Genomic DNA, 19,687 nt, shown 5'->3' on the forward strand with positions numbered 1-19,687 from the left:
CTGATTGAAAACGCCAGTCTAGTTTTTCTTGTGATGGGATAAAGTGATTACCTATCTGTAATGGAGATAGGTTATGCAGTGGAGCCTTGATCAGGTTCGTCTGTTTGTGAGTGTGGCCGAGACGTGTTCGTTCTCTGCAGCGGCTCGTCGGTTGGGGCGCGCCCAGTCAGCTATCAGTAGCTCAATTGCCTTGCTGGAAGCAGACCTTGGCGTCCTGCTGTTCGAGCGCAGTAGCGGACGACAGCCTCGCCTGACCGAGTCGGGACGGGCGCTGCTTGATGAGGCGCGGGAAATTCTGAGGCATTGTGAGCGCCTCGAAAGTCGGGCGCTGGGGCTGACCCAAGGCGAGGAAACTCGCTTGCGCTTGGCCCATGACGAAGCGATGCCGTATCAGCCTATTGTCAACAGCCTTGAGACCTTGGCAGCGGCCTATCCTTTTCTGGATGTGCAGCTTGCCAGTGGCGCCCAAGGAGAGGTTGCGCGAAAGCTGCTTGATCGCCGAGCTGACCTTGGGCTCATGTTTCATCATGAGCACATGCCTGATGCCTTGGAGCGCAGGCGGCTTAGTCTGGTGGAGATGGTCACGGTATGTGGGGCAGGTCATCCTTTGGCTCGCCATGCTCGCATCACGCGTCAGCAACTGGCTCAGCACCGGCAGATTCTCATTGCGCCTTATCAGAGCGGTTACCCGGGCGGGGAGCCGATCAGTCCGCATGTCTGGCGAGCCGACAGTTTCTATGTGACAGCAGAGTTGGTCATGCGTGACATCGGTTGGGCCTGGCTGCCTCGTCATGTGGCCCGCTATCCTACTTACTTGAATCACTTGGTGGAGCTGGCCAGTGACTGGACGCCACCTCCGCTGGTAGTTGAGCTGGTCTGGCGGCGTGACGAGCCCCAGGGGCCTGCGGCGCGCTGGTTGGGTGAGCACTTTGCCGAGCAGCTGCAAGCCATTGGTTAAGGCCGTCCTAGGATCAACAGAGGGCTTTGCCATCGCCTTTCCATGCAAAGCGGGCTAAGCTCCGCCGCCATGAACAGAATTCTCTATAGCCTGCTTTTCTATATTGCCCTTCCTTTCATTGCCGTGCGCTTAGTGCTCCGCTCGTGCAAAGCGCCGCTCTATCGTCAGCGCATGGGGGAGCGGTTTTCCCTTGGCCTTCCGCCCATGCGGCCTGGTGGCCTTTGGATACATGCGGTTTCAGTGGGAGAAAGTATTGCCGCTGCGCCAATGGTACGGGCTCTGATCGAACGGCATCCCGATTTGCCCGTCACGGTAACTTGTATGACGCCTACCGGTTCAGAGCGAATTCGGGCGCTGTTTGGTGACCAGGTCCAGCATTGTTATCTACCTTATGATGTGCCCTGTGCAGTCGCACGATTTCTGGATCATGTACGTCCGACGCTAGCTGTCATCATGGAGACCGAGCTCTGGCCCAACTATATCCATCAGTGCTCCCGTCGAGGGATTCCGGTAGCACTGGCCAATGCCCGTCTGTCTGCACGATCGGCAAAAGGATATGGTCGTCTGGAGGGTGTCACGCGCCCCATGCTGTCATCCATGGACTGGATCGCGGTCCAGACATCGGCGGAGGCCGAGCGGTTTACCTCGCTTGGGGCCCGGCCTGAGTGTGTCACTGTGACAGGATCCATCAAATTCGACCTGAGTATCGATCCGGCGCTGATTAGTCGTGCAGAGGTGTTGCGAGAAGCCTGGGGACATCGCCCTGTCTGGATTGCAGCCAGTACCCATGCCGGCGAGGACGAGATTCTTCTGGCGGCCCATACGCGGTTACGCCAGCACTTGCCTGACGCGCTGATGATACTGGTGCCGCGTCATCCTGAGCGTTTCGATGATGTTTACAAGCATTGTCAGCAAAGCCAGTTGAGCACTGCGCGCCGCTCGAAGGACGAGCCGGTTGCTCACGACACGGCCGTTTACCTAGGCGATACGATGGGCGAGTTGCTCTTCTTATATGCCGCAGCGGATGTCGCTTTTGTAGGAGGTAGCCTGATCGAGCGGGGCGGGCATAATCTTCTGGAGCCGGCAGCCCTGGGTAAGCCGGTTCTTTCCGGACCGCATGTATTTAACTTTCTGGACATCGCGGCGCAACTGCGCGATGCGCAGGCCTTGCGTGATGTAAGGAGCGCCGAGGATATTGCTGAGGCGCTCCAGCTGCTGCTGATGGATGAGCATGTAGCCGGCCAGATGCGGCAGGGCGGACTGGCTGTACTCAAAGCCAACCAGGGCGCCTTGCAGCGCCTGCTGGATGGGCTGGATCGGTTGATCAGGCATTCGTCAGGGTCTTAACGAGGGCCGCTGCGTCATACTGATGGGTTTGGCCAGATCCGGAGGCAGGAAGTCACGGTCCGGATCGTAGTCAGGTTTCAAATAGCGCGACAGCTCAAGCAGGTCGTTCGGGCTCAGAATGCCGGCTGACTGCTTCAGGCGCAGGTTATCCAGGATATAGTCATAGCGAGCATTGTTGTATTCACGAACGGCGTTATAGAGCTGGCGCTGTATGTCGAGTACATCAACGATACTGCGTGTGCCTACTTGATAAGCAATCTGGGTCGCTTCGAGCGCGCGCTGGCTGGACGCAATGTTCTGCTTGCGTGCCGCGATCTGTTCGACATCGGTGTTGATGGCACGATGATAATTGCGCGTATTTTGCACCACTTCACGGCGCATGCTCTCGCGCTGCTGCTCGCTCTGGTCCAGCCGCTGATAGGCTTCGCGTACCTGGGAGCTGGTCAGCCCGCCGGTATAAAGGGGAACATTGATCTGCACGCCCACGCTGCGCTGGCTGACAGGGCTGTCGAAAATATCGACACCCGGATTGGGCAGGTTGAAAGCGTCATTGTCGCCGCGCTGGTAGCGTGCCACCGCATCCACGGTGGGTAGGTGTCCGGCCTTGCGCTGGCGCAAGATTTCCTGCGCCGTGTCTACGGCTGAGTTGGAGGCCAGCAGTTGGAGGTTCTGCGCCACGGCGCGATCGACCCAGGCCTTGGCGTCGTTGGGCATGGGCGGCAGGATCGGCAGATCGTGGCGAATACCTTCGAGCGCGTTGTACTCCCGGTTGGTCAGACGGGCCAGCCCTTGGAAGGCGTCTTGCACATTACGCGAAGCCAAAGAGCTGTTGGCCTTGGCTGTGTCATAACTGGCCTGGGCCTGGAGTACATCAGTTTCGTCCGTCAGCCCCACCTTGAACCGCTCCCGGGTCTGGTCGAGCTGGCGGAAGAGGGCTGCCTCCTCAGCCCTGGCAGTCGCCAGGGCATCCTGGGCACGCAAGGCGCTGAAGTAGCCCTCCGCCGTTTGCAGGATCAGGTTCTGCTGGGCGGCTGAAAACTGGTACTCGGCCTGTTCCGTACCGGCCTTGGCTGCCTGGAGTTGAAACCAACGATCTGCCCGGAACAGCGGCTGGCTGAGGTTGGCCTGGATCATCTGACTGCTGCGATCACTCTTATATCGCCCCTCCGCAATCCCTAAGGTGTCGTTCTGTTTTAGCCCCAGACTCATATGGGTGTCATTGACTTGAGCGCCCAAGCTGAGCTGCGGCAGCAGGCCTGCGCGGGCTTGCGGAATGGCCTCGCGCTGCGCGGCAAGGCCGGCACGCTCAGCTGCCAAATCGGAGTTATTGTTGAGGGCTTCCTGGTAAACCGCGACCAGTCCGTTCTGTGTAGTAGCCGACTCTGCTGGCTGAGCCATAACCAGGCTGCAGGCACAGCTCAGGGTTGAAAAGAGAACGATACGCAGCATGTGAGGTCCTGGCATAGCTTTCCATGTTGTAGGGCGAGTGTAGCCGTATCGGCCATACGAGAGAAAATATGCTGTGAAGTTTCCTGGCGGGTAACGCATTCTGTGTTTACACTGCAGACGTTCTTGTCGGGGTGCGTCATACGAAGCGCTGAGATCGGGTAGTCCCGGATCCCGTTGAACCTGATCGGGCTAGACTCGTCGCGTGCGACGTGCCAACCCGCGTAGGGAACAAGAGGTCTGTTCGCTCGAACAGACCACCTTGCAGGCATCCGCCTGTTCCTGTGTATCAGGTTCTTCCCCGGCACCGTGCCTACCAGGAGAGCCTCGATGAACAAGCAGAATAATGTCACCGATTTTACCCAGGTTGATCGACAGTCCACTCAGCCATTCCCTAACTCCCGAAAAGTCTACCTGACCGGCTCTCGGCCGGATCTTCGAGTACCCGTTCGTGAGATCAGTCTGGCTGACACACCGACCGCCTTTGGCGGAGAGAAGAATGCGCCGGTGTTTGTCTACGATACCTCAGGCCCCTATACCGACCCTGATGTACGCATTGATCTGCGCAAGGGACTACCGGATGTTCGCTCGCGCTGGATCGATGAGCGTGGTGATACCGAGATTCTACCGGGGCTTTCCTCTGAGTTCGGGCGTGCTCGCCTGGATGACTCTGCGCTCGATACCTTGCGTTTTGCACATGTCCGAACACCTCGCCGGGCCAAGGCCGGGCATAACGTCAGCCAGATGCATTACGCCAGGAAAGGCATCATCACGCCGGAAATGGAATATATCGCCATTCGCGAGAGCATGAAGCTTCAAGAGGCTCGGGAGGCGGGTCTTTTGACGCAGCAACACGGCGGACAAAGCTTTGGTGCTGCTATTCCAAAAGAGATTACTGCGGAGTTCGTCCGGGACGAAGTGGCCCGTGGCCGCGCCATCATCCCTGCAAACATCAACCATATTGAACTGGAGCCGATGATCATCGGCCGCAACTTCCTGGTGAAGATCAACGGCAATATCGGTAACAGTGCGCTGGGGTCCTCAATCGAGGAAGAGGTGGAAAAACTGACCTGGGGCATCCGCTGGGGCGCTGATACGGTGATGGACCTGTCTACCGGTAAGCATATTCACGAGACGCGTGAGTGGATCCTGCGTAACAGTCCGGTCCCGATCGGGACGGTTCCGATCTATCAGGCGCTGGAAAAAGTCGGTGGTGTAGCCGAGGACCTGACTTGGGAGATCTTCCGCGACACGCTTATCGAGCAGGCCGAACAGGGAGTGGACTACTTCACCATTCATGCGGGGGTACTGTTGCGCTACGTGCCGCTGACGGCCAAGCGCGTGACCGGTATCGTTTCGCGCGGCGGTTCCATCATGGCCAAGTGGTGTCTGGCGCATCACCAGGAGAACTTCCTGTATACGCATTTCGAAGAAATCTGCGAAATTATGAAGGCCTATGACGTCAGCTTCTCCCTGGGGGATGGCCTGCGGCCGGGCTCTATTGCGGATGCCAATGATGCCGCCCAGTTTGGTGAGCTGGAGACGTTGGGCGAGCTGACCAAGCTGGCCTGGAAGCATGACGTCCAGTGCATGATCGAAGGTCCGGGCCATGTGCCGATGCAGCTGATCAAGGAAAACATGGACAAGCAGCTCGAATGCTGCGACGAGGCGCCGTTCTACACGCTTGGCCCCCTGACCACGGACATCGCCCCTGGCTATGACCACATTACCTCTGGTATCGGCGCCGCCATGATCGGTTGGTTCGGCTGTGCCATGCTGTGCTATGTCACGCCCAAGGAACACCTGGGCTTGCCCAACAAGGATGATGTCAAAACCGGCATCATCACTTATAAGATCGCTGCCCACGCCGCTGACCTCGCCAAGGGTCATCCTGGCGCCCAGATCCGCGATAACGCACTAAGCAAGGCACGCTTCGAATTTCGCTGGGAAGACCAGTTCAACCTGGGCCTGGACCCGGACACAGCGCGTGCTTTCCACGACGAGACCCTGCCCAAGGACTCTGCCAAGGTAGCGCACTTCTGTTCAATGTGCGGGCCCAAGTTCTGCTCCATGAAGATTACTCAGGAAGTGCGTGATTACGCCAAGGAGAATGGGTTGACCGATGAGCAAAGAGCCATCGAAGCCGGGTTTCAGGAGCAGGCAGCACGGTTCAAGGAAGAGGGAAGTGTGATTTACAAGCAAGTTTAACGCGCGGGTTGTTGTGTAGTGCTAAGCCGCGTCCCTGGGCGCGGCTTCTTGTTATGTTCCGGGCGACTCAAAAAGTGCGCCTGTCCCGTTGACTACCCGAGATATCGTTTATCGTGAGTACGACCAGCACCTATTCACCCGACATCGTGGTGCCTGACGCACGCCGTGTATTAGGCGGACGTGATTTCTTTTCCCTGTGGTTTTCGCTCAGCGTCGGGCTCATGGTGGTTCAGACCGGGGCGCTTCTGGCTCCCGGACTTGGCCTTGCCCAAGGCTGGCTTACGATTCTATGTGGTTCGGTTGCCGGCTCACTGCTCCTGGCCGTTGTTGGGACCATCGGGAGCCGCACCGGCCTTTCAGCCATGTCGGCGCTCAAGCTGAACCTTGGGCGCTACGGTGCGGTAGTTCCTGCCGTACTGAACATCCTGCAGCTGGTAGGATGGGGCAGCTTCGAGCTGGTGGTTATGAGAGATGCAGCCCTTCTCCTAACGGACCGTTACCTGGGGGCGGGTGGCTGGCTAGCCAATCCGGTCTTCTGGACGCTGATATTCGGCGTACTGGTAACGATTCTGGCGGTCGCCGGTCCGCTTACCTTCGTTCGCCGCATTCTGCGTCGCTGGGGTATTTGGCTGCTCCTGGCCGCCTGCATTTGGCTGACCTGGAATTTCTTCTCCAAGGCAGATCTGGCTGCGCTGTGGGCGCGTCCTGGTGATGGATCACTGAATTTTGCAGCCGGATTCGATATTGCTATCGCCATGCCGCTGTCCTGGTTACCACTGATTGCCGACTATGCTCGGTTTGGCCGCGGGCAGGCTGGCGTGTTTGGCGGCACGGCCATTGGTTACTGCCTGGGCAACTTCTGGCTGATGGGACTGGGTGTGGCCTATACCCTGGCTTTCGCCGATGCAAGCCAGACCAATGCTCTGTTACTGGCCCTGGCGGGCGCAGGCGTAGGCATACCCCTGCTGCTGATCCTGCTAGATGAGTCGGAAAATACATTTGCGGCTATTCATTCAGCTGCCGTGTCTTCCGGCATTTTGGTTCGGCTCAAGGTCGAGCATCTGTCACTGGCTTTCGGCGTGCTGTGTACACTCATCGCGTGGCAGGTTGCCCTGGCTGAATACGAGCACTTTCTACTGCTCATCGGGTCGGTATTCGCCCCACTCTTTGGCGTGGTACTAGTCGACCATTTTATCCTTCGTACCCAGCACGCCGATCATGTAGCCATGACGACGCTGCGCTGGGACACCCTCATCGCCTGGGGCTGCGGTGTAGCGATCTATCATCTGCTTGCTGCTTTCTGGCCCGTACTGGGGGCAACCCTGCCGGCGCTGATCCTGGCGGGTCTACTTCAGTTGGTGCTGGGGAGACTGATTGCACGGTAGGAGTCGGTAGCCTGGCGATTCGCATCGCCAGGCTAGCAGGCTTACAGCGCGCGGCGGCCTGGAAAGTATTCAGGGCGCACGATGCCGTTCAGCTTGGGATAGGGAATCTTGATAAGCGGATGGCCCATGGAGTAGGGCGCAATGCTGGTGACATCATACTTCAGCGTGACGGCACCGAAATCCAGTGCAATGTTGGATGTCTTGACGAAGGGCCATTCTTTCTCGAAGGCACCGTCGTCCTTGAGTCCGTTGGCTATCAGCCATGCCTGGTGGGCGGTTTTGGCTACATCCCAGAAAGCCTGTTCCTGTCCTGGCACCAGGATGTCCTGAAGCCTCAGGACTTTCTTTTGCTGACGATCATAATTGATGATGCTGCGGCCCGGCTGGCCGTGGGCACCGCCTGTGTCCAGATAGGATGACAGCTCGACAATCACCAGCCCGTCATGCTGCTCGCGTATGTTGGCCTGCAGGTAACTGCTCCAGCGCGGCTGCGCATTGCGCAGGAAGTCCTGCTCGTAAGCGTCCAGCGACTGTGCTACCGGGGCTCCCGGTTCCGGTCGGGTTTCCTCAAGCAAGGCTTGCTCGATGATCGCATTAAGGTGTTCATCGTCGAACTTCAGCGTATCGACATTGACGAAGGGGCAGTCAGCATTGGCGCAGCCCGCCGGACGGTGCTCCCACGCCACACGCTTGGGCTTGAGCGGTTCGTTCAGGTCAGGCTTGAAAAAGCTTTGGCAGGCACTCAATAAAACGGCCGCGCTGGCGATAACGAGTAGTTTGGACAGTCGCATGGGGCTCCTTGGTAGGTAGAGGGGCTGTGCTCAGGATGTGCTTCGAGTGCATCCGGTGCAATGAGTTCGGCATCAAACCGTTCAGTCATCCGCATATCTTCCTGTCTTCCGGGCGGTACTGCCAAGGGGCTGCATCCTTCAAGCGGTCACGCTAGGATGGCGCGATTGTCACGACTGAAGTCCGGAGAGGCTTAGATGAGCGAAAACGTAAAGTCAGCCCCAGGCGACTTCGAAATTGAGCGCCGCGAAGAGTGTTTCAAAGGGTTTTATCGCGTAGACCGTCTATATTTACGGCATCGGTTGTTTTCCGGCGAAATGGGTCGCCGGTTGGATCGGGAGCTTTTTGTTCGGCACGATGCGGTCTGCGTACTGCCCTACGATCCCAAGCGGGATAAGGTAGTGCTGGTAGAGCAGTTCAGGGTTGGGGCCATCGATAAAAGTGATAATCCGTGGCTGCTTGAGCCGATAGCCGGGCTGATCGACAAGAGCCATGAGGTGCCCGAAGAGGTCGCTCATCGCGAAGCGCAAGAAGAGGCTGGTCTGGCCTTGCAATCGCTATGGCCCATCTCCACTTACTTCCCCTCTCCAGGTGGCAGTGACGAGCTGGTGCATCTCTTCCTGGCCCGTGTGGACAGCGACGAGGCTGGCGGTGTGCACGGCTTGCCTGAAGAAGGGGAAGATATTCGTGTTCACGTCATGCCTTTCGAGGATGCGCTGGACGCCGTCAAGAATGGAAAAATCAATAACGCAGCGGCAATGATTGCCTTGCAATGGCTGGCGCTCAATCGCGCCGAGGTACGTGGTTTATGGGTTTGAAAGGGCGGGATCGCTACCGAGTTGACTTGCCGGGGCTGCAGGCCACGTGCGAGTCCAACTATCTGCGACTGATGCAGCTTCTTCCCAAGATGCGCGAGGCACTGATTTCCCGTCGTGTGGCGCTTTCGCAGGGAGAAAAGCTGTTGGGCATACTGGCCTTGGAAGTGACCGAGGCGTGTCCATATACAACAACACTGCAGGTCAGCCAGGAGCTTGGGCTTCCCTGGTTGCCTGTGCCCAGGCTTGAAGTGCGTGTGTACCATGATGCACGCATGGCAGAGGTCATCAGCGCGGGGCCGACCCGCCGGCTACAGGCAATCTATCCGTATCCGAACGAGCTGATGAACCATCCTGACGAAAAGACGCAGCTGAATTTGTTTCTAGGCGAATGGTTGAGCCACTGCATGGCATGCGGACACGAGTCCGAACCTGTCCTGCAACGCTGATTACCGCTTTGTCCTCCGGCGCGCGTGTCTCGCCGCCATAGAAACTCCCAGCCACGGATCGATACGCAAATAATGGCTTTGTGCTAGCATTTGATTTGATGCTGCCACCGTCGCCTGCTGCCATAAAACGACCTTTTGTCGCTGCGTGATGTAATAGCTTGTTAAACAGGGGTCGGCATACAGTTCATCGGTTACAAGTGTGAACTGTGCACCATCTGTTAGGTGCGCTTACATGCACTCTCTACACTTTGATTTGTTGTAGACGCCGCGATTCAAGGAGATGGCTTTGGCTACGTCGCCAGATTTCCTCGCTGCACCGCTTGTGGTCCAGCTTACCGATAGTCACCTGTTTTCCTCTCCCGAGGGGCGCCTGTTGGGGTTGGATACCCGCTATAGCCTGGAACAGGTTGTAGAGCGCGTACGAGCCGAGCAGCCGACGATAGACCTGATATTGGCCAGCGGAGACCTGGCACAGGAAAGTACGCCCGAGGCCTACCAGTCCTTCAAGGAGCTTACGGCTTGCCTTGATGCGCCTGCCCGCTGGTTGCCGGGCAACCATGACAAGGTCAAGGTGATGCAGACCTTCTGTGCCGGAACAGACCTCATGGACCCCGTGCTCGATATGGGGCAGTGGCGGCTGATCATGCTGGATTCGACCATTAATGGTGCCGTGCCCGGGCGGTTCGACCAGGAGCAGCTCGAGCTGCTCGAAAAGGCACTGAGCGAAGCACCGGATCGACACGTGCTGGTGTCTTTCCATCACCACCCTGTTCAGGTGGGCTGCCAGTGGATGGAGCCGTTAGGGGTTCTCAATCCTGAGGCGCTTTTTGAAGTGCTGGATCGGTATTCGCAGGTGCGCGTCATTCTCTGGGGCCATATCCATCAGGAATTCGATCAGATACGTAACGGCGTACGCCTGTTGGCATCACCGTCAACAGGGCTGCAGTTCGAGCCGAACAGCGTTGATTTCAAAGTGGGCATGCAAGCCCCAGGCTACCGCTGGCTCAGGCTATTACCGGACGGTACGATTGAAACCGGCATCTCGCGGGTAGAAGGTGTGGATTTCAATGTGGATTTCCAGGGCAGTGGTTATTAACCGATAGGCCTTCAAGAGCAGCCAAAAAAAGGTTAATATAGTACTGGTTATTTATACAGGATTAACCAGTGCCTTCTGTACTGTATATCCACGGCTTCAATAGCTCATCGGCTTCCCTCAAAGCCCGCCAGCTCCATGCCTGCATGCAGCGGCTCGGCCTGCAGGGGTGCGTTCGCGCGCCTGATCTTCATTATGACCCTGTTATTGCCATGTCTCAGCTTGAGACATCTCTGGCTGCTTTGGGCCAGCCTTTACTGGTCGGCAGTTCATTAGGCGGCTACTATGCCACCGTTCTTGCCGAGCGTTATGGCCTGAAGGCTCTACTGGTTAATCCGGCAGTGCGCCCCTGGCGTTTGATCGATGCTTATCGGGGGCCGCAGAAAAACTATTACAGCGGTGAGGAGTGGGTATTGACGGACGCTCACGTTGACGCGCTGGCGGCGCTCGATGTGGGCGCGCCTCAGGATCCTTCCCGCTACCAGGTGTGGCTGCAGACGGCTGACGAGACGCTCGACTATCGCGACGCCCAGGCGCTTTATCAGGGATGTGCATTGCGCATCGAAGCGGGTGGAGACCATGGTTTCCAGAACTTCGCTGAAAAGCTGCCTTCGCTATTGTCCTTTGCCGGTTTCTCGCCTGTCTTGTGGCATGGCATCGATTTTTCGACTTTCAAATAGAGATTATGGCCCAGCAAAACGCCTATACCGCAGAAGCTATCGAGGTCCTGTCCGGACTGGATCCGGTGCGCAAGCGCCCGGGCATGTACACCGACACGACTCGTCCCAATCACCTGGCGCAGGAAGTGATCGACAACAGTGTCGACGAGGCGCTGGCCGGTCATGCCCGTAGTGTGCAGGTCATCCTTCATGAGGATAACTCCCTGGAAGTGCTCGATGACGGCCGTGGTATGCCGGTCGACATCCATCCGGAAGAAGGCGTTTCAGGCGTCGAATTGATCCTGACCAAGCTGCACGCCGGCGGTAAGTTTTCCAACAAGAACTACCAATTCTCCGGTGGCTTGCACGGGGTGGGTATTTCTGTAGTGAATGCGCTGTCCACCCGTGTCGAGATCAAGGTCAAGCGTGATGGCAGCGAGTATGCCATGGCATTTGCCGATGGCTTCAAGGCGAGTGAGCTGGCCGTAGTGGGCAGTGTCGGCAAGCGCAACACCGGCACCAGCGTTCATTTCTGGCCTGACCCCAAATACTTCGACTCGCCAAAGTTTTCTGTCAGCCGGTTGAAGCATATTCTCAAGGCAAAGGCCGTTCTCTGCCCTGGCCTTGCGGTCAGTTTCGAGGACAAGGCCAGCGGTGAGCGTATCGAGTGGCATTATGAAGATGGCCTACGCTCCTATCTGGTTGATGCGGTAGGTGACGCCTTACGCCTGCCGGAGGCTCCGTTCTTCGGCAGCCTGGCGTCAGACAAGGAAGCCGTCGACTGGGCGCTCTTGTGGTTGCCTGAAGGCGGTGAGTCGGTTCAGGAAAGCTACGTCAACCTAATCCCTACTGCCCAGGGTGGAACGCACGTCAATGGTCTGCGTCAGGGGCTGCTCGACGCCATTCGTGAGTTCTGCGAGTTTCGCAATCTTTTGCCGCGTGGTCTCAAGCTTGCGCCCGAGGATATCTGGGAGCGCATCGCCTTCGTCCTGTCGATGAAGATGCAGGAGCCTCAGTTCTCTGGTCAGACCAAGGAGCGTCTCTCCTCGCGTGAGGCTTCGGCGTTCGTCTCGGGCGTCGTTAAGGATGCCTTCAGCCTTTGGCTTAATGCCAACCCAGAGCTGGGCCTGCAAGTGGCAGAACTGGCCATCAATAATGCCGGGCGTCGCCTGAAGGCTGGCAAGAAGGTTGAGCGTAAGAAGATCACTCAAGGCCCCGCACTGCCCGGTAAGCTCGCGGACTGCGTAGGTCAGGAGCCGCTGCGCTGTGAGCTGTTCCTGGTTGAGGGGGACTCGGCAGGCGGTAGCGCCAAGCAGGCTCGCAATAAGGAGTTTCAGGCGATCATGCCGTTGCGCGGCAAGATCCTGAACACTTGGGAAGTCGACGGTGGTGAGGTTCTGGGTAGCCAGGAGGTTCATGACATCGCGGTTGCGATTGGCGTGGACCCCGGTGCTGCGGACCTTTCCCAGCTACGGTACGGTAAAATCTGCATCCTGGCGGATGCCGACTCTGACGGTCTGCATATCGCCACGCTGCTGTGTGCCCTGTTTGTGCGCCACTTCCGACCGTTGGTGGAGGCCGGGCATGTCTATGTCGCCATGCCTCCCCTGTATCGGATTGACCTGGGTAAGGAGGTCTACTATGCGCTGGATGAGGCCGAGCGAGACGGTATCCTTGATCGCCTTGCGGCCGAGAAGAAGCGTGGCAAGCCACAGGTGACCCGATTCAAGGGGCTGGGTGAGATGAACCCGCTTCAGTTGCGTGAGACCACGATGGATCCCAATACGCGACGGCTGGTGCAGCTTACCCTCGAGGACACCCCTGGGACGCTCGAAATCATGGATATGCTGTTGGCAAAAAAACGCTCTGGGGATCGTAAGAGCTGGCTGGAGAGCAAGGGGAACCTGGCTGAGGTGCTTGTTTGAGTAAGCATTGGCGCCTGTGGACTCTGTTAATACTGCTAGATCTCGGTCTGCAGCAGGCCAGGGCAGCAGAAGAGCTGCGCCTGGAAGCAGAATATCCTGTGGAAGGGATGCGAGGCGGCAATCTGTCCGGCCTGGCACTGTGCAAGGGTGAATTCTGGACGGTATCGGATCGCGACGATGACCAATATTATCGTCTGGACTCGAGCGGCGAGATCTGGAAGGCCGAAGCTCATCCGATTTCGGCGGGCCCTCCGCCTTCAGCAGGGCTGCCTTGGAACCTTCGCCTGTTTGTCCGCCTTGCAGAGTACAAGCGAGGCGGGACGATCGATCTTGAGGGCATCACCTGTGATGAGGCGGGTAACCGTTATCTGGTCAGCGAAGGATACGCGGCAGTATTGCTCGATCCTGTGCAGGGTGGTCAGTCCTGGCTGAAGCTGCCTTGGAACCTGATGTCACAGGCAAACCGTCATGGCCTGCTTACACACTTCAATTCCATTTATGAAGGTATCTCTGTAAGCCCGGATGGCCAGCAGATCTGGCTGGCAGCAGAGCGGCAGCGCCGCGGAATCCTGACGCTGTTCAAGCAGGGCGATAAGTGGGTCTGCCATGGTAGCTGCGTCATGTTTGCCGAGGGCGGGACCACACCGATTCCGCCTGCGCTGGGTAAACGCGGCCCGCTACCTGTCGACTTTTCCGACATGGTCTATTACCACGGAAAGCTCTTTACCCTGGAACGTGCGGCTCATCAACTCTGTCGTCGTAGCGCTGAGTCGGGTATTGCCGAACGCTGTTGGTCATTCGCTAAAACACTGCTGGCCCCTGTTCGGCATTACCGGCAGAACTGGGGATTGGCCGAGGCGCTATGGATAGACGAGCGAGGCGCCTGGATTGGCCTGGATACCGGTGATCTGGCGCGCGAGGATGGTGACAAGCGGCCTTACGTTCTGCATTACGCTGCACCCGCCGCGGGCTGGGACGCACCGTGAGTCATCAGACGGCAGGCCAGCGTGCCGGACGCGTCATGCTCTTTCTTGCGTGGGGGGCAGGGCTATGGCTCTTGGCGCACTGGTTTGGCGGCCTTGAGCTGCAGCGGCAGAACCCTAATCAGGTGCCTGTTTCCCAGCACGGCGATGGCTATATCGAGGTTAGTCTGGCCGGTAATGGTGCAGGACACTTTCTGGCCAACGGATCGCTGAATGGCAAGGACGTCACCTTTGTAGTCGATACGGGAGCAACTGATGTTGCCCTGTCAGCTGAGCTGGCGGCCACGCTGAAACTGCCCCATGGCGGCCCTGTTCTGTTGAGCACAGCCAATGGTCGGGCCGAAGGCTGGCGTACCCGTATCAATGAGCTTCGATTGGGCGATATCGTGCTGCACGACGTACGTGCGCTGGTTGCGCCCAATATCGATGGTGATCAGGTGCTGCTTGGTATGAGCGCCCTGCGCCAACTTGAATTCACCCAGCGCGGCGGCACCTTGCTGCTGCGCCAGTATACGAAACAAGAGTAAACCGCATGAGCGACTCTCTCGATCTGAGTATGGACGGTGTAGAACGCCGTTCGCTGGCCGATTTTACCGAGCAGGCGTACCTGAATTATTCCATGTACGTCATCATGGACCGAGCCCTTCCTCATATCGGCGACGGTTTGAAGCCTGTGCAGCGGCGCATCATTTATGCGATGAGCGAGCTTGGCCTGAGCGCCGATGCCAAGCACAAAAAGTCAGCCCGTACCGTAGGCGATGTGCTGGGTAAGTACCATCCGCATGGCGACAGTGCCTGCTACGAGGCCATGGTGCTCATGGCGCAGCCATTCTCCTACCGGTATCCACTGGTTGATGGCCAAGGCAACTGGGGCGCCCCTGACGATCCCAAGTCGTTTGCCGCCATGCGTTATACCGAGGCGCGGCTGTCCCGCTATTCCGAAGTCCTGCTGACTGAGCTGGGGCAGGGTACTGTGGATTGGGTGCCCAATTTCGACGGCACCATGGATGAGCCCGCGGTATTGCCTGCTCGGCTGCCCAATCTGTTGCTCAACGGCACGACCGGTATCGCCGTAGGGATGGCTACCGATATTCCTCCCCATAACCTTCGGGAGGTCGCCGCCGCGTGTATCCGTCTGCTGGATGAGCCGCAGTCAACGGTTACTCAGTTGACCGAGCATGTACCAGGTCCGGATTTTCCGACCGAGGCAGAGATCGTCACCCCACGTGCGGATCTTCTGAAGCTTTACGAGACAGGTCGCGGCTCCGTACGCATGCGTGCCGTATACCGCAAGGAAGATGGCGAGGTTGTCATCACAGCGCTGCCGCATCAGGTGTCGGGCGCCAAGGTGCTGGAACAGATCGCTGCCCAGATGCAAGCCAAAAAGTTGCCGATGGTCGCTGACCTGCGTGACGAATCCGACCATGAAAATCCGACCCGTATTGTTGTGGTGCCACGCTCCAATCGGGTCGACCTCGACGAGCTGATGCAGCATCTGTTTGCCACAACCGATCTGGAGTCCAGCTATCGCGTAAACCTCAACGTGATCGGGTTGGATGGCAAGCCGCAGGTCAAGAACCTTCGGCAGGTATTGGGTGAGTGGCTGACGTACCGTATCGGCACTGTACGCCGTCGCCTGCAGTTCCGTCTGGACAAGGTCGAGCGCCGCTTGCATCTGCTCGAAGGTTTGATGATCGCCTTCCTCAATCTGGACGAAGTGATTCATATCATCCGTACCGAGGAGCAGCCCAAGGCTGTGCTGATGGCTCGTTTCGGGTTGAGCGAGACCCAGGCTGACTACATCCTCGATACCCGGCTGCGTCAGCTGGCGCGCCTGGAGGAAATGAAGATCAAGAGCGAGCAGGACGAACTCCTCAAAGAGCAAAAGCGACTTCAAGGGCTATTGGGCAGCGACAAGAAGCTACGCAAGCTGGTGCGCGATGAGCTGATCCAGGATGCCGAGGCGTATGGCGATGAGCGGCGTTCACCGATTGTCGAGCGTGCGGAAGCGCGCGCGTTGTCTGAAACCGAACTTATGCCTACTGAGCCGGTAACGGTTGTCCTGTCTGAAAAGGGATGGGTTCGCAGCGCCAAAGGGCACGACATCGATGCCACCGGCCTTTCCTACAAGGCGGGAGATGGATTCAAGGCCGCGGCGCCAGGGCGATCCAATCAGTTTGCCGTCTTTATCGACTCCACAGGGCGAAGCTATTCACTGGCTGCACATTCGCTGCCTTCTGCGCGGGGACAAGGTGAGCCCTTGACGGGGCGTCTTACGCCGCCGCCGGGCGCTACGTTCGAAACGGTACTTCTGCCGGATGACGGGCAGCTGTATGTCATGGCATCCGATGCAGGATATGGGTTCGTTGTCAAAGGCGAAGATCTGCAGGCCAAGAACAAGGCGGGCAAGGCCTTGATTAACTTGCCGGCGGGGGCGCAGGTCATGGTGCCTAAGGTGGTTCGCAATGCTGAGCAGGATCTGCTTGCAGCAGTTACGACTGAAGGGCGTCTGCTGGTCTTCAATGTGTCTGATCTGCCTCAGCTGGCCAAGGGTAAAGGCAACAAGATCATTGGGATTCCCGGTGATAAGGTCGCCAGTCGTGAGGAGTACATGGTGGGCTTTGCCATCGTACCGCCAGGTGGTCAGCTGGTGTTGCAGGCAGGCAAGCGGACCCTGTCCCTCAAGGGCGATGACCTTGAGCATTACAGAGGTGAGCGCGGGCGTCGCGGCAACAAACTGCCACGCGGTTTCCAGCGTGTTGATGCCTTGGATGTCGAGATTTGATCGGATTGGCTGGAAGACGGCGTAAAATTCTAGGATGATTCGCCGTCTGTTTTCGTCCGACGTAATCGGTTTCAGCCAGGACGTGGCTCGACAGTAGGTACTCAATGAAGCGAACGTGTTTGATGGCATTGCTTGCAGCTACCATGACCTTGGGTCTGGGCGGCTGCGCTAGCCTATATCCGGCTCATTATTATCAGCTGGACAGCGGGACGGCTTCGGTCCCCAAAACCAGGGCCGGCACCGCCGTGCAAATTCGCAGCCTGAACATTGCCAATTATCTGCAGCACGACACCCTGCTGCAGCGGCACCCCGATGGTTCCTTATCGGACAGCAAGGCGCGCTGGGCAGGCTCTCTCACTGATGATATGCAGCATGTACTGCTCCGTCAGATGGCGTGGCGTCTCAACAGTAACAGGATCGTGATAGGAGATGCCCCCGAAGGGTACAAACCTGAGATCATGGTTGAACTGGAGATTTCTCGCCTGGACTCCGGCCCGAAGCAGTCTGCTGTGCTCGATGCACGCTGGCATCTGCTGGATAGTAATGAAAAGCTCAGGGGCAGTCGGATGGTTCACCTTGAGGAGAATCACAACGGAACAGAAGCAGATCAGGTCAGAGCCCAGAGCCTTCTGTTGCAGCAGCTGGCCAAGCAGCTATCCGGTGCGGTCACTGCGGCTGAGCAGGCTTCCAGGAAGGCCGCCAAGTCATCTTCCAGGCAGTCCAGGACACAAGTGGCTCAAGAAGTTGAGGCACCTGCAAAGCTTCCCAAGATCATTCCCATTCGTACGGGTGCGGAAGTTTATCGCTTCTAAATGTGACGTTTTTCGGGTCCGCCATTGCACGTGGCGGACTTAAAGGCGTCAATAGGCAATCCTGACGATAGATCGAGATGCCTTATGAAGCTTCCCTTGTTTCCCCTGTCGACCACACTTTTTCCAGGCTGCCCCTTGGATCTGCAGCTGTTCGAGCCTCGCTACCTCGACATGATCAGTCGCTGTCTCAAGCAGAACATCGGTTTTGGTGTGGTGACTATCCTTGAAGGAGAGGAAGTGGGTGCTGCACCAACCCGTCTAGGAGGCTTCGGTTGTGAAGCGGTAGTCAGGGACTGGCAGCAGCAGTCCAATGGGTTGCTGGGCGTCAGGGTCGAGGGTGTACGGCGGTTTCGACTGTTGGATACCGAAGTTCAGGATGATCAGCTGACTATAGGTATGGTTGAATGGTTGGACGAGCCGGCCGAGCGCCCTTTGAGCGATCAGCATGATGACTTGGCGGCCCTGTTGCAGGCATTGGCCGAGCATCCTATGGTGGCTGCGCTGGACCTGGATGGGACGGCCAGTGGGCAGCGCGAATTGGGTTACCAGCTAGGATACCTGCTGCCTTTTACGCCTGATCAGAAAAACGAGCTGCTTTCGCTCGACGATCCAGGTGAGCGCCTGGATCGCCTTCATGAACTGCTGTCCAGCCTGCAGGAGTGAGGTGGGCTATTACGTAGCAGGCATATAGCGTTCTATGGCAACCGGCAAGGCCCAGGCGGCTGCAAAGGTGAAGACCGCGAGTATGATTGGAATGAATATCCACCAGAAGCGAAGCGTCAGCGGCTGAAGCCTTGCCTGCCGTTGCATGACAGCCAGACTCAGGGCGCAGAAACTGCCCGCCAACAGTGCTCCTGCCAGGACATCGGTGGGCCAATGCACGCCTAGGTAGACACGCGTTGTGGCAATCGTGAGAGCGGGCAGGGCGGCTACGGCTAGCCATGTCAGTCTCACTCGCGGGGATTGGCCGCGCGAGACAAGAATACCCAGGGTCAGGAAGAAGGCAAACGATGCCGAGCTATGTCCGCTAGGCAAACTATAGGTTGTCAGTGGTTCGGCCAGGATGTCTGGACGCGCTCGCGCCAGCAGGTTTTTCAGTGTGCCGTTGGCTACCGCAGTTCCCAGCAATGAGCCCAGGGAAAAGAACATACCGCGCCACTGGCGCATCGCTCCCAGCAGCGCGATCAGAATGATTGCCGCAACCAATTGGGTTCGGAAGTCGCCCAGGCGGGTAATGATGACCGCAACACTGTTCAGGTAGGGCTGCCGGTGCTCCTGAACGAGGGTCATGATGCCTTCATCCAGCGAACGCAAATGCTGCCAGCCCAGTAACAAGGCAAGCAGAAGCACAAAGGTCAGCACAGCAATCATGAGGGTCGAGCCGCTGCGCTCGCGCAAGGTGGCATGCATGATGAATACAAGCAAAACGGCTGCACTGCCGGCTATGATTCCGGCTTGGGGCCAGAAGTCAGGCGGCAGAGGAAGGCGAAAGGCCGCACCGGTCATCCAGCCCGGGAGCAGGTATACAACCGACCAGCCTGCCGCGGCGATGAGGCTGACGACCGTAAAGCGGATGACAGGCATGTCCAGCATTCCGGCAATCATGGGCAGCATGGGCCTCAGCGGCCCAATGAAGCGGCCTATCAACAAGCTGGTAATGCCGTTGCGCTGGAAAAAGGTCTCCGCTGACGAAATCCATTCTGGATGGGTGCGCAGCCCGGGAAGGCTCCGGATATTCTGATGGAAGCGTCTGCCCAGATAATACGAGGCGGCATCCCCCAGCAGACCACCCAGGTAGCCCAGGATAAGAGTCTCGCTAAGACCCAGCACACCGCTGCCTGCCAGTACGCTGATGCCAAACAGGGCAAAGGTGCCAGGCACCAGTAGGCCTGCCAGTGCGAGGCACTCGAGAAAGGCCGTGATGAATACGGCAGCTCCCAACCAATGGGGATGCGCACTTAACCAGGCATTCAGGTCGGCAAGAAAGGCTGTCATGAGAGAGAGGGTAGGTCCTTTGCTATAACGCGTTTTCG

General features: G+C 57.9%; 17 protein-coding genes and 1 riboswitch. Of the genes, 14 read left to right on the forward strand and 3 right to left on the reverse strand.

Annotated features, from left to right (window positions below; genetic code table 11):
- Nucleotides 1–73 precede the first annotated feature (73 nt).
- Together HMPREF1487_RS12790 and waaA are read left to right on the forward strand one after the other, a co-directional pair.
- The gene (locus HMPREF1487_RS12790) at nucleotides 74–958 is read left to right on the forward strand and encodes a LysR family transcriptional regulator (RefSeq protein ID WP_010797074.1); all 885 of its coding nucleotides are present in this window, start codon (nucleotides 74–76) and stop codon (nucleotides 956–958) included.
- Nucleotides 959–1,027: 69 nt separating this feature from the next.
- Nucleotides 1,028–2,305, forward strand: coding sequence for a lipid IV(A) 3-deoxy-D-manno-octulosonic acid transferase (gene waaA / locus HMPREF1487_RS12795; RefSeq protein WP_037030751.1), 1,278 nt, complete (start codon nucleotides 1,028–1,030; stop codon nucleotides 2,303–2,305).
- On the opposite strand, the gene HMPREF1487_RS12800 is transcribed toward waaA, so the two are convergent.
- Nucleotides 2,294–3,754, reverse strand: a complete 1,461-nt coding sequence (locus HMPREF1487_RS12800) for a TolC family outer membrane protein (protein WP_010797076.1) — start codon at nucleotides 3,752–3,754, stop codon at nucleotides 2,294–2,296. The genes waaA and HMPREF1487_RS12800 overlap by 12 nt on opposite strands.
- 117 nt (nucleotides 3,755–3,871) lie before the next feature.
- Nucleotides 3,872–3,999, forward strand: a riboswitch (TPP riboswitch).
- Between the two features lie 82 nt (nucleotides 4,000–4,081).
- On the opposite strand from HMPREF1487_RS12800, the gene thiC reads away from it, so the two are divergent.
- The gene (gene thiC / locus HMPREF1487_RS12805) at nucleotides 4,082–5,959 is read left to right on the forward strand and encodes a phosphomethylpyrimidine synthase ThiC (RefSeq protein ID WP_010797077.1); all 1,878 of its coding nucleotides are present in this window, start codon (nucleotides 4,082–4,084) and stop codon (nucleotides 5,957–5,959) included.
- Nucleotides 5,960–6,069: 110 nt separating this feature from the next.
- Nucleotides 6,070–7,344 (forward strand): putative hydroxymethylpyrimidine transporter CytX, encoded by a 1,275-nt coding sequence (cytX, locus tag HMPREF1487_RS12810; protein WP_037029994.1) that lies wholly within the window; start codon nucleotides 6,070–6,072, stop codon nucleotides 7,342–7,344.
- A 41-nt stretch (nucleotides 7,345–7,385) separates the two neighbouring features.
- Here cytX and HMPREF1487_RS12815 read toward each other — a convergent pair whose 3' ends face one another.
- Nucleotides 7,386–8,135: an RsiV family protein gene (locus HMPREF1487_RS12815; RefSeq protein ID WP_010797079.1), complete on the reverse strand. Its 750-nt coding sequence runs from the start codon at nucleotides 8,133–8,135 to the stop codon at nucleotides 7,386–7,388.
- A gap of 195 nt (nucleotides 8,136–8,330) precedes the next feature.
- On the opposite strand from HMPREF1487_RS12815, the gene HMPREF1487_RS12820 reads away from it, so the two are divergent.
- The 10 genes from HMPREF1487_RS12820 to HMPREF1487_RS12865 all read left to right on the forward strand — a co-directional run bounded on the left by HMPREF1487_RS12820 (nucleotide 8,331) and on the right by HMPREF1487_RS12865 (nucleotide 18,317).
- The gene (locus HMPREF1487_RS12820; protein ID WP_010797080.1) at nucleotides 8,331–8,951 is read left to right on the forward strand and encodes an NUDIX domain-containing protein; all 621 of its coding nucleotides are present in this window, start codon (nucleotides 8,331–8,333) and stop codon (nucleotides 8,949–8,951) included.
- Nucleotides 8,942–9,397 (forward strand): DUF1249 domain-containing protein, encoded by a 456-nt coding sequence (locus HMPREF1487_RS12825; RefSeq protein WP_010797081.1) that lies wholly within the window; start codon nucleotides 8,942–8,944, stop codon nucleotides 9,395–9,397. Before HMPREF1487_RS12820 ends, HMPREF1487_RS12825 begins: the two co-directional genes overlap by 10 nt.
- 280 nt (nucleotides 9,398–9,677) lie before the next feature.
- Nucleotides 9,678–10,493, forward strand: coding sequence for a 3',5'-cyclic-AMP phosphodiesterase (cpdA, locus tag HMPREF1487_RS12830; protein WP_037029997.1), 816 nt, complete (start codon nucleotides 9,678–9,680; stop codon nucleotides 10,491–10,493).
- Nucleotides 10,494–10,561: 68 nt separating this feature from the next.
- Entirely contained in the window at nucleotides 10,562–11,170 is a 609-nt protein-coding gene (locus HMPREF1487_RS12835; RefSeq protein WP_010797083.1) for a YqiA/YcfP family alpha/beta fold hydrolase, read from the forward strand.
- Nucleotides 11,171–11,175: 5 nt separating this feature from the next.
- Nucleotides 11,176–13,074 carry a DNA topoisomerase IV subunit B gene (gene parE / locus HMPREF1487_RS12840; protein WP_010797084.1) on the forward strand — a complete coding sequence of 633 codons (1,899 nt, stop codon included), beginning with the start codon at nucleotides 11,176–11,178 and terminating at the stop codon, nucleotides 13,072–13,074.
- Between the two features lie 14 nt (nucleotides 13,075–13,088).
- Nucleotides 13,089–14,060: an esterase-like activity of phytase family protein gene (locus HMPREF1487_RS12845; protein WP_371106379.1), complete on the forward strand. Its 972-nt coding sequence runs from the start codon at nucleotides 13,089–13,091 to the stop codon at nucleotides 14,058–14,060.
- Nucleotides 14,057–14,584 carry a retropepsin-like aspartic protease family protein gene (locus HMPREF1487_RS12850; RefSeq protein ID WP_037030000.1) on the forward strand — a complete coding sequence of 176 codons (528 nt, stop codon included), beginning with the start codon at nucleotides 14,057–14,059 and terminating at the stop codon, nucleotides 14,582–14,584. The genes HMPREF1487_RS12845 and HMPREF1487_RS12850 overlap by 4 nt, the downstream gene beginning before the upstream one ends.
- Before the next feature lie 5 nt (nucleotides 14,585–14,589).
- Nucleotides 14,590–16,842, forward strand: coding sequence for a DNA topoisomerase IV subunit A (gene parC, locus HMPREF1487_RS12855; RefSeq protein ID WP_010797087.1), 2,253 nt, complete (start codon nucleotides 14,590–14,592; stop codon nucleotides 16,840–16,842).
- Between the two features lie 104 nt (nucleotides 16,843–16,946).
- Nucleotides 16,947–17,654 carry a PqiC family protein gene (locus HMPREF1487_RS12860; protein ID WP_010797088.1) on the forward strand — a complete coding sequence of 236 codons (708 nt, stop codon included), beginning with the start codon at nucleotides 16,947–16,949 and terminating at the stop codon, nucleotides 17,652–17,654.
- An 84-nt stretch (nucleotides 17,655–17,738) separates the two neighbouring features.
- Entirely contained in the window at nucleotides 17,739–18,317 is a 579-nt protein-coding gene (locus HMPREF1487_RS12865) for an LON peptidase substrate-binding domain-containing protein (RefSeq protein ID WP_010797089.1), read from the forward strand.
- Nucleotides 18,318–18,326: 9 nt separating this feature from the next.
- On the opposite strand, the gene HMPREF1487_RS12870 is transcribed toward HMPREF1487_RS12865, so the two are convergent.
- On the reverse strand, nucleotides 18,327–19,649 hold the full coding sequence (locus HMPREF1487_RS12870; RefSeq protein WP_010797090.1) for a bifunctional DedA family/phosphatase PAP2 family protein: 1,323 nt from the start codon (nucleotides 19,647–19,649) through the stop codon (nucleotides 18,327–18,329).
- Nucleotides 19,650–19,687 lie beyond the last annotated feature (38 nt).

Origin of the sequence: Pseudomonas sp. HPB0071, assembly GCF_000478505.2 — a bacterium.
Lineage (GTDB): Bacteria > Pseudomonadota > Gammaproteobacteria > Pseudomonadales > Pseudomonadaceae > Chryseomonas > Chryseomonas luteola.

Coding starts and splice junctions, on each gene's coding strand:
- parC (WP_010797087.1), top strand. CDS start 14,590: ATGAGCGACTCTCTCGATCTGAGTATGGACGGTGTAGAACGCCGTTCG.
- cpdA (WP_037029997.1), top strand. CDS start 9,678: ATGGCTTTGGCTACGTCGCCAGATTTCCTCGCTGCACCGCTTGTGGTC.
- HMPREF1487_RS12865 (WP_010797089.1), top strand. CDS start 17,739: ATGAAGCTTCCCTTGTTTCCCCTGTCGACCACACTTTTTCCAGGCTGC.
- HMPREF1487_RS12860 (WP_010797088.1), top strand. CDS start 16,947: ATGAAGCGAACGTGTTTGATGGCATTGCTTGCAGCTACCATGACCTTG.
- waaA (WP_037030751.1), top strand. CDS start 1,028: ATGAACAGAATTCTCTATAGCCTGCTTTTCTATATTGCCCTTCCTTTC.
- HMPREF1487_RS12870 (WP_010797090.1), bottom strand. CDS start 19,649: ATGACAGCCTTTCTTGCCGACCTGAATGCCTGGTTAAGTGCGCATCCC.
- HMPREF1487_RS12790 (WP_010797074.1), top strand. CDS start 74: ATGCAGTGGAGCCTTGATCAGGTTCGTCTGTTTGTGAGTGTGGCCGAG.
- thiC (WP_010797077.1), top strand. CDS start 4,082: ATGAACAAGCAGAATAATGTCACCGATTTTACCCAGGTTGATCGACAG.
- HMPREF1487_RS12825 (WP_010797081.1), top strand. CDS start 8,942: ATGGGTTTGAAAGGGCGGGATCGCTACCGAGTTGACTTGCCGGGGCTG.
- HMPREF1487_RS12815 (WP_010797079.1), bottom strand. CDS start 8,135: ATGCGACTGTCCAAACTACTCGTTATCGCCAGCGCGGCCGTTTTATTG.
- parE (WP_010797084.1), top strand. CDS start 11,176: ATGGCCCAGCAAAACGCCTATACCGCAGAAGCTATCGAGGTCCTGTCC.
- HMPREF1487_RS12820 (WP_010797080.1), top strand. CDS start 8,331: ATGAGCGAAAACGTAAAGTCAGCCCCAGGCGACTTCGAAATTGAGCGC.
- HMPREF1487_RS12800 (WP_010797076.1), bottom strand. CDS start 3,754: ATGCTGCGTATCGTTCTCTTTTCAACCCTGAGCTGTGCCTGCAGCCTG.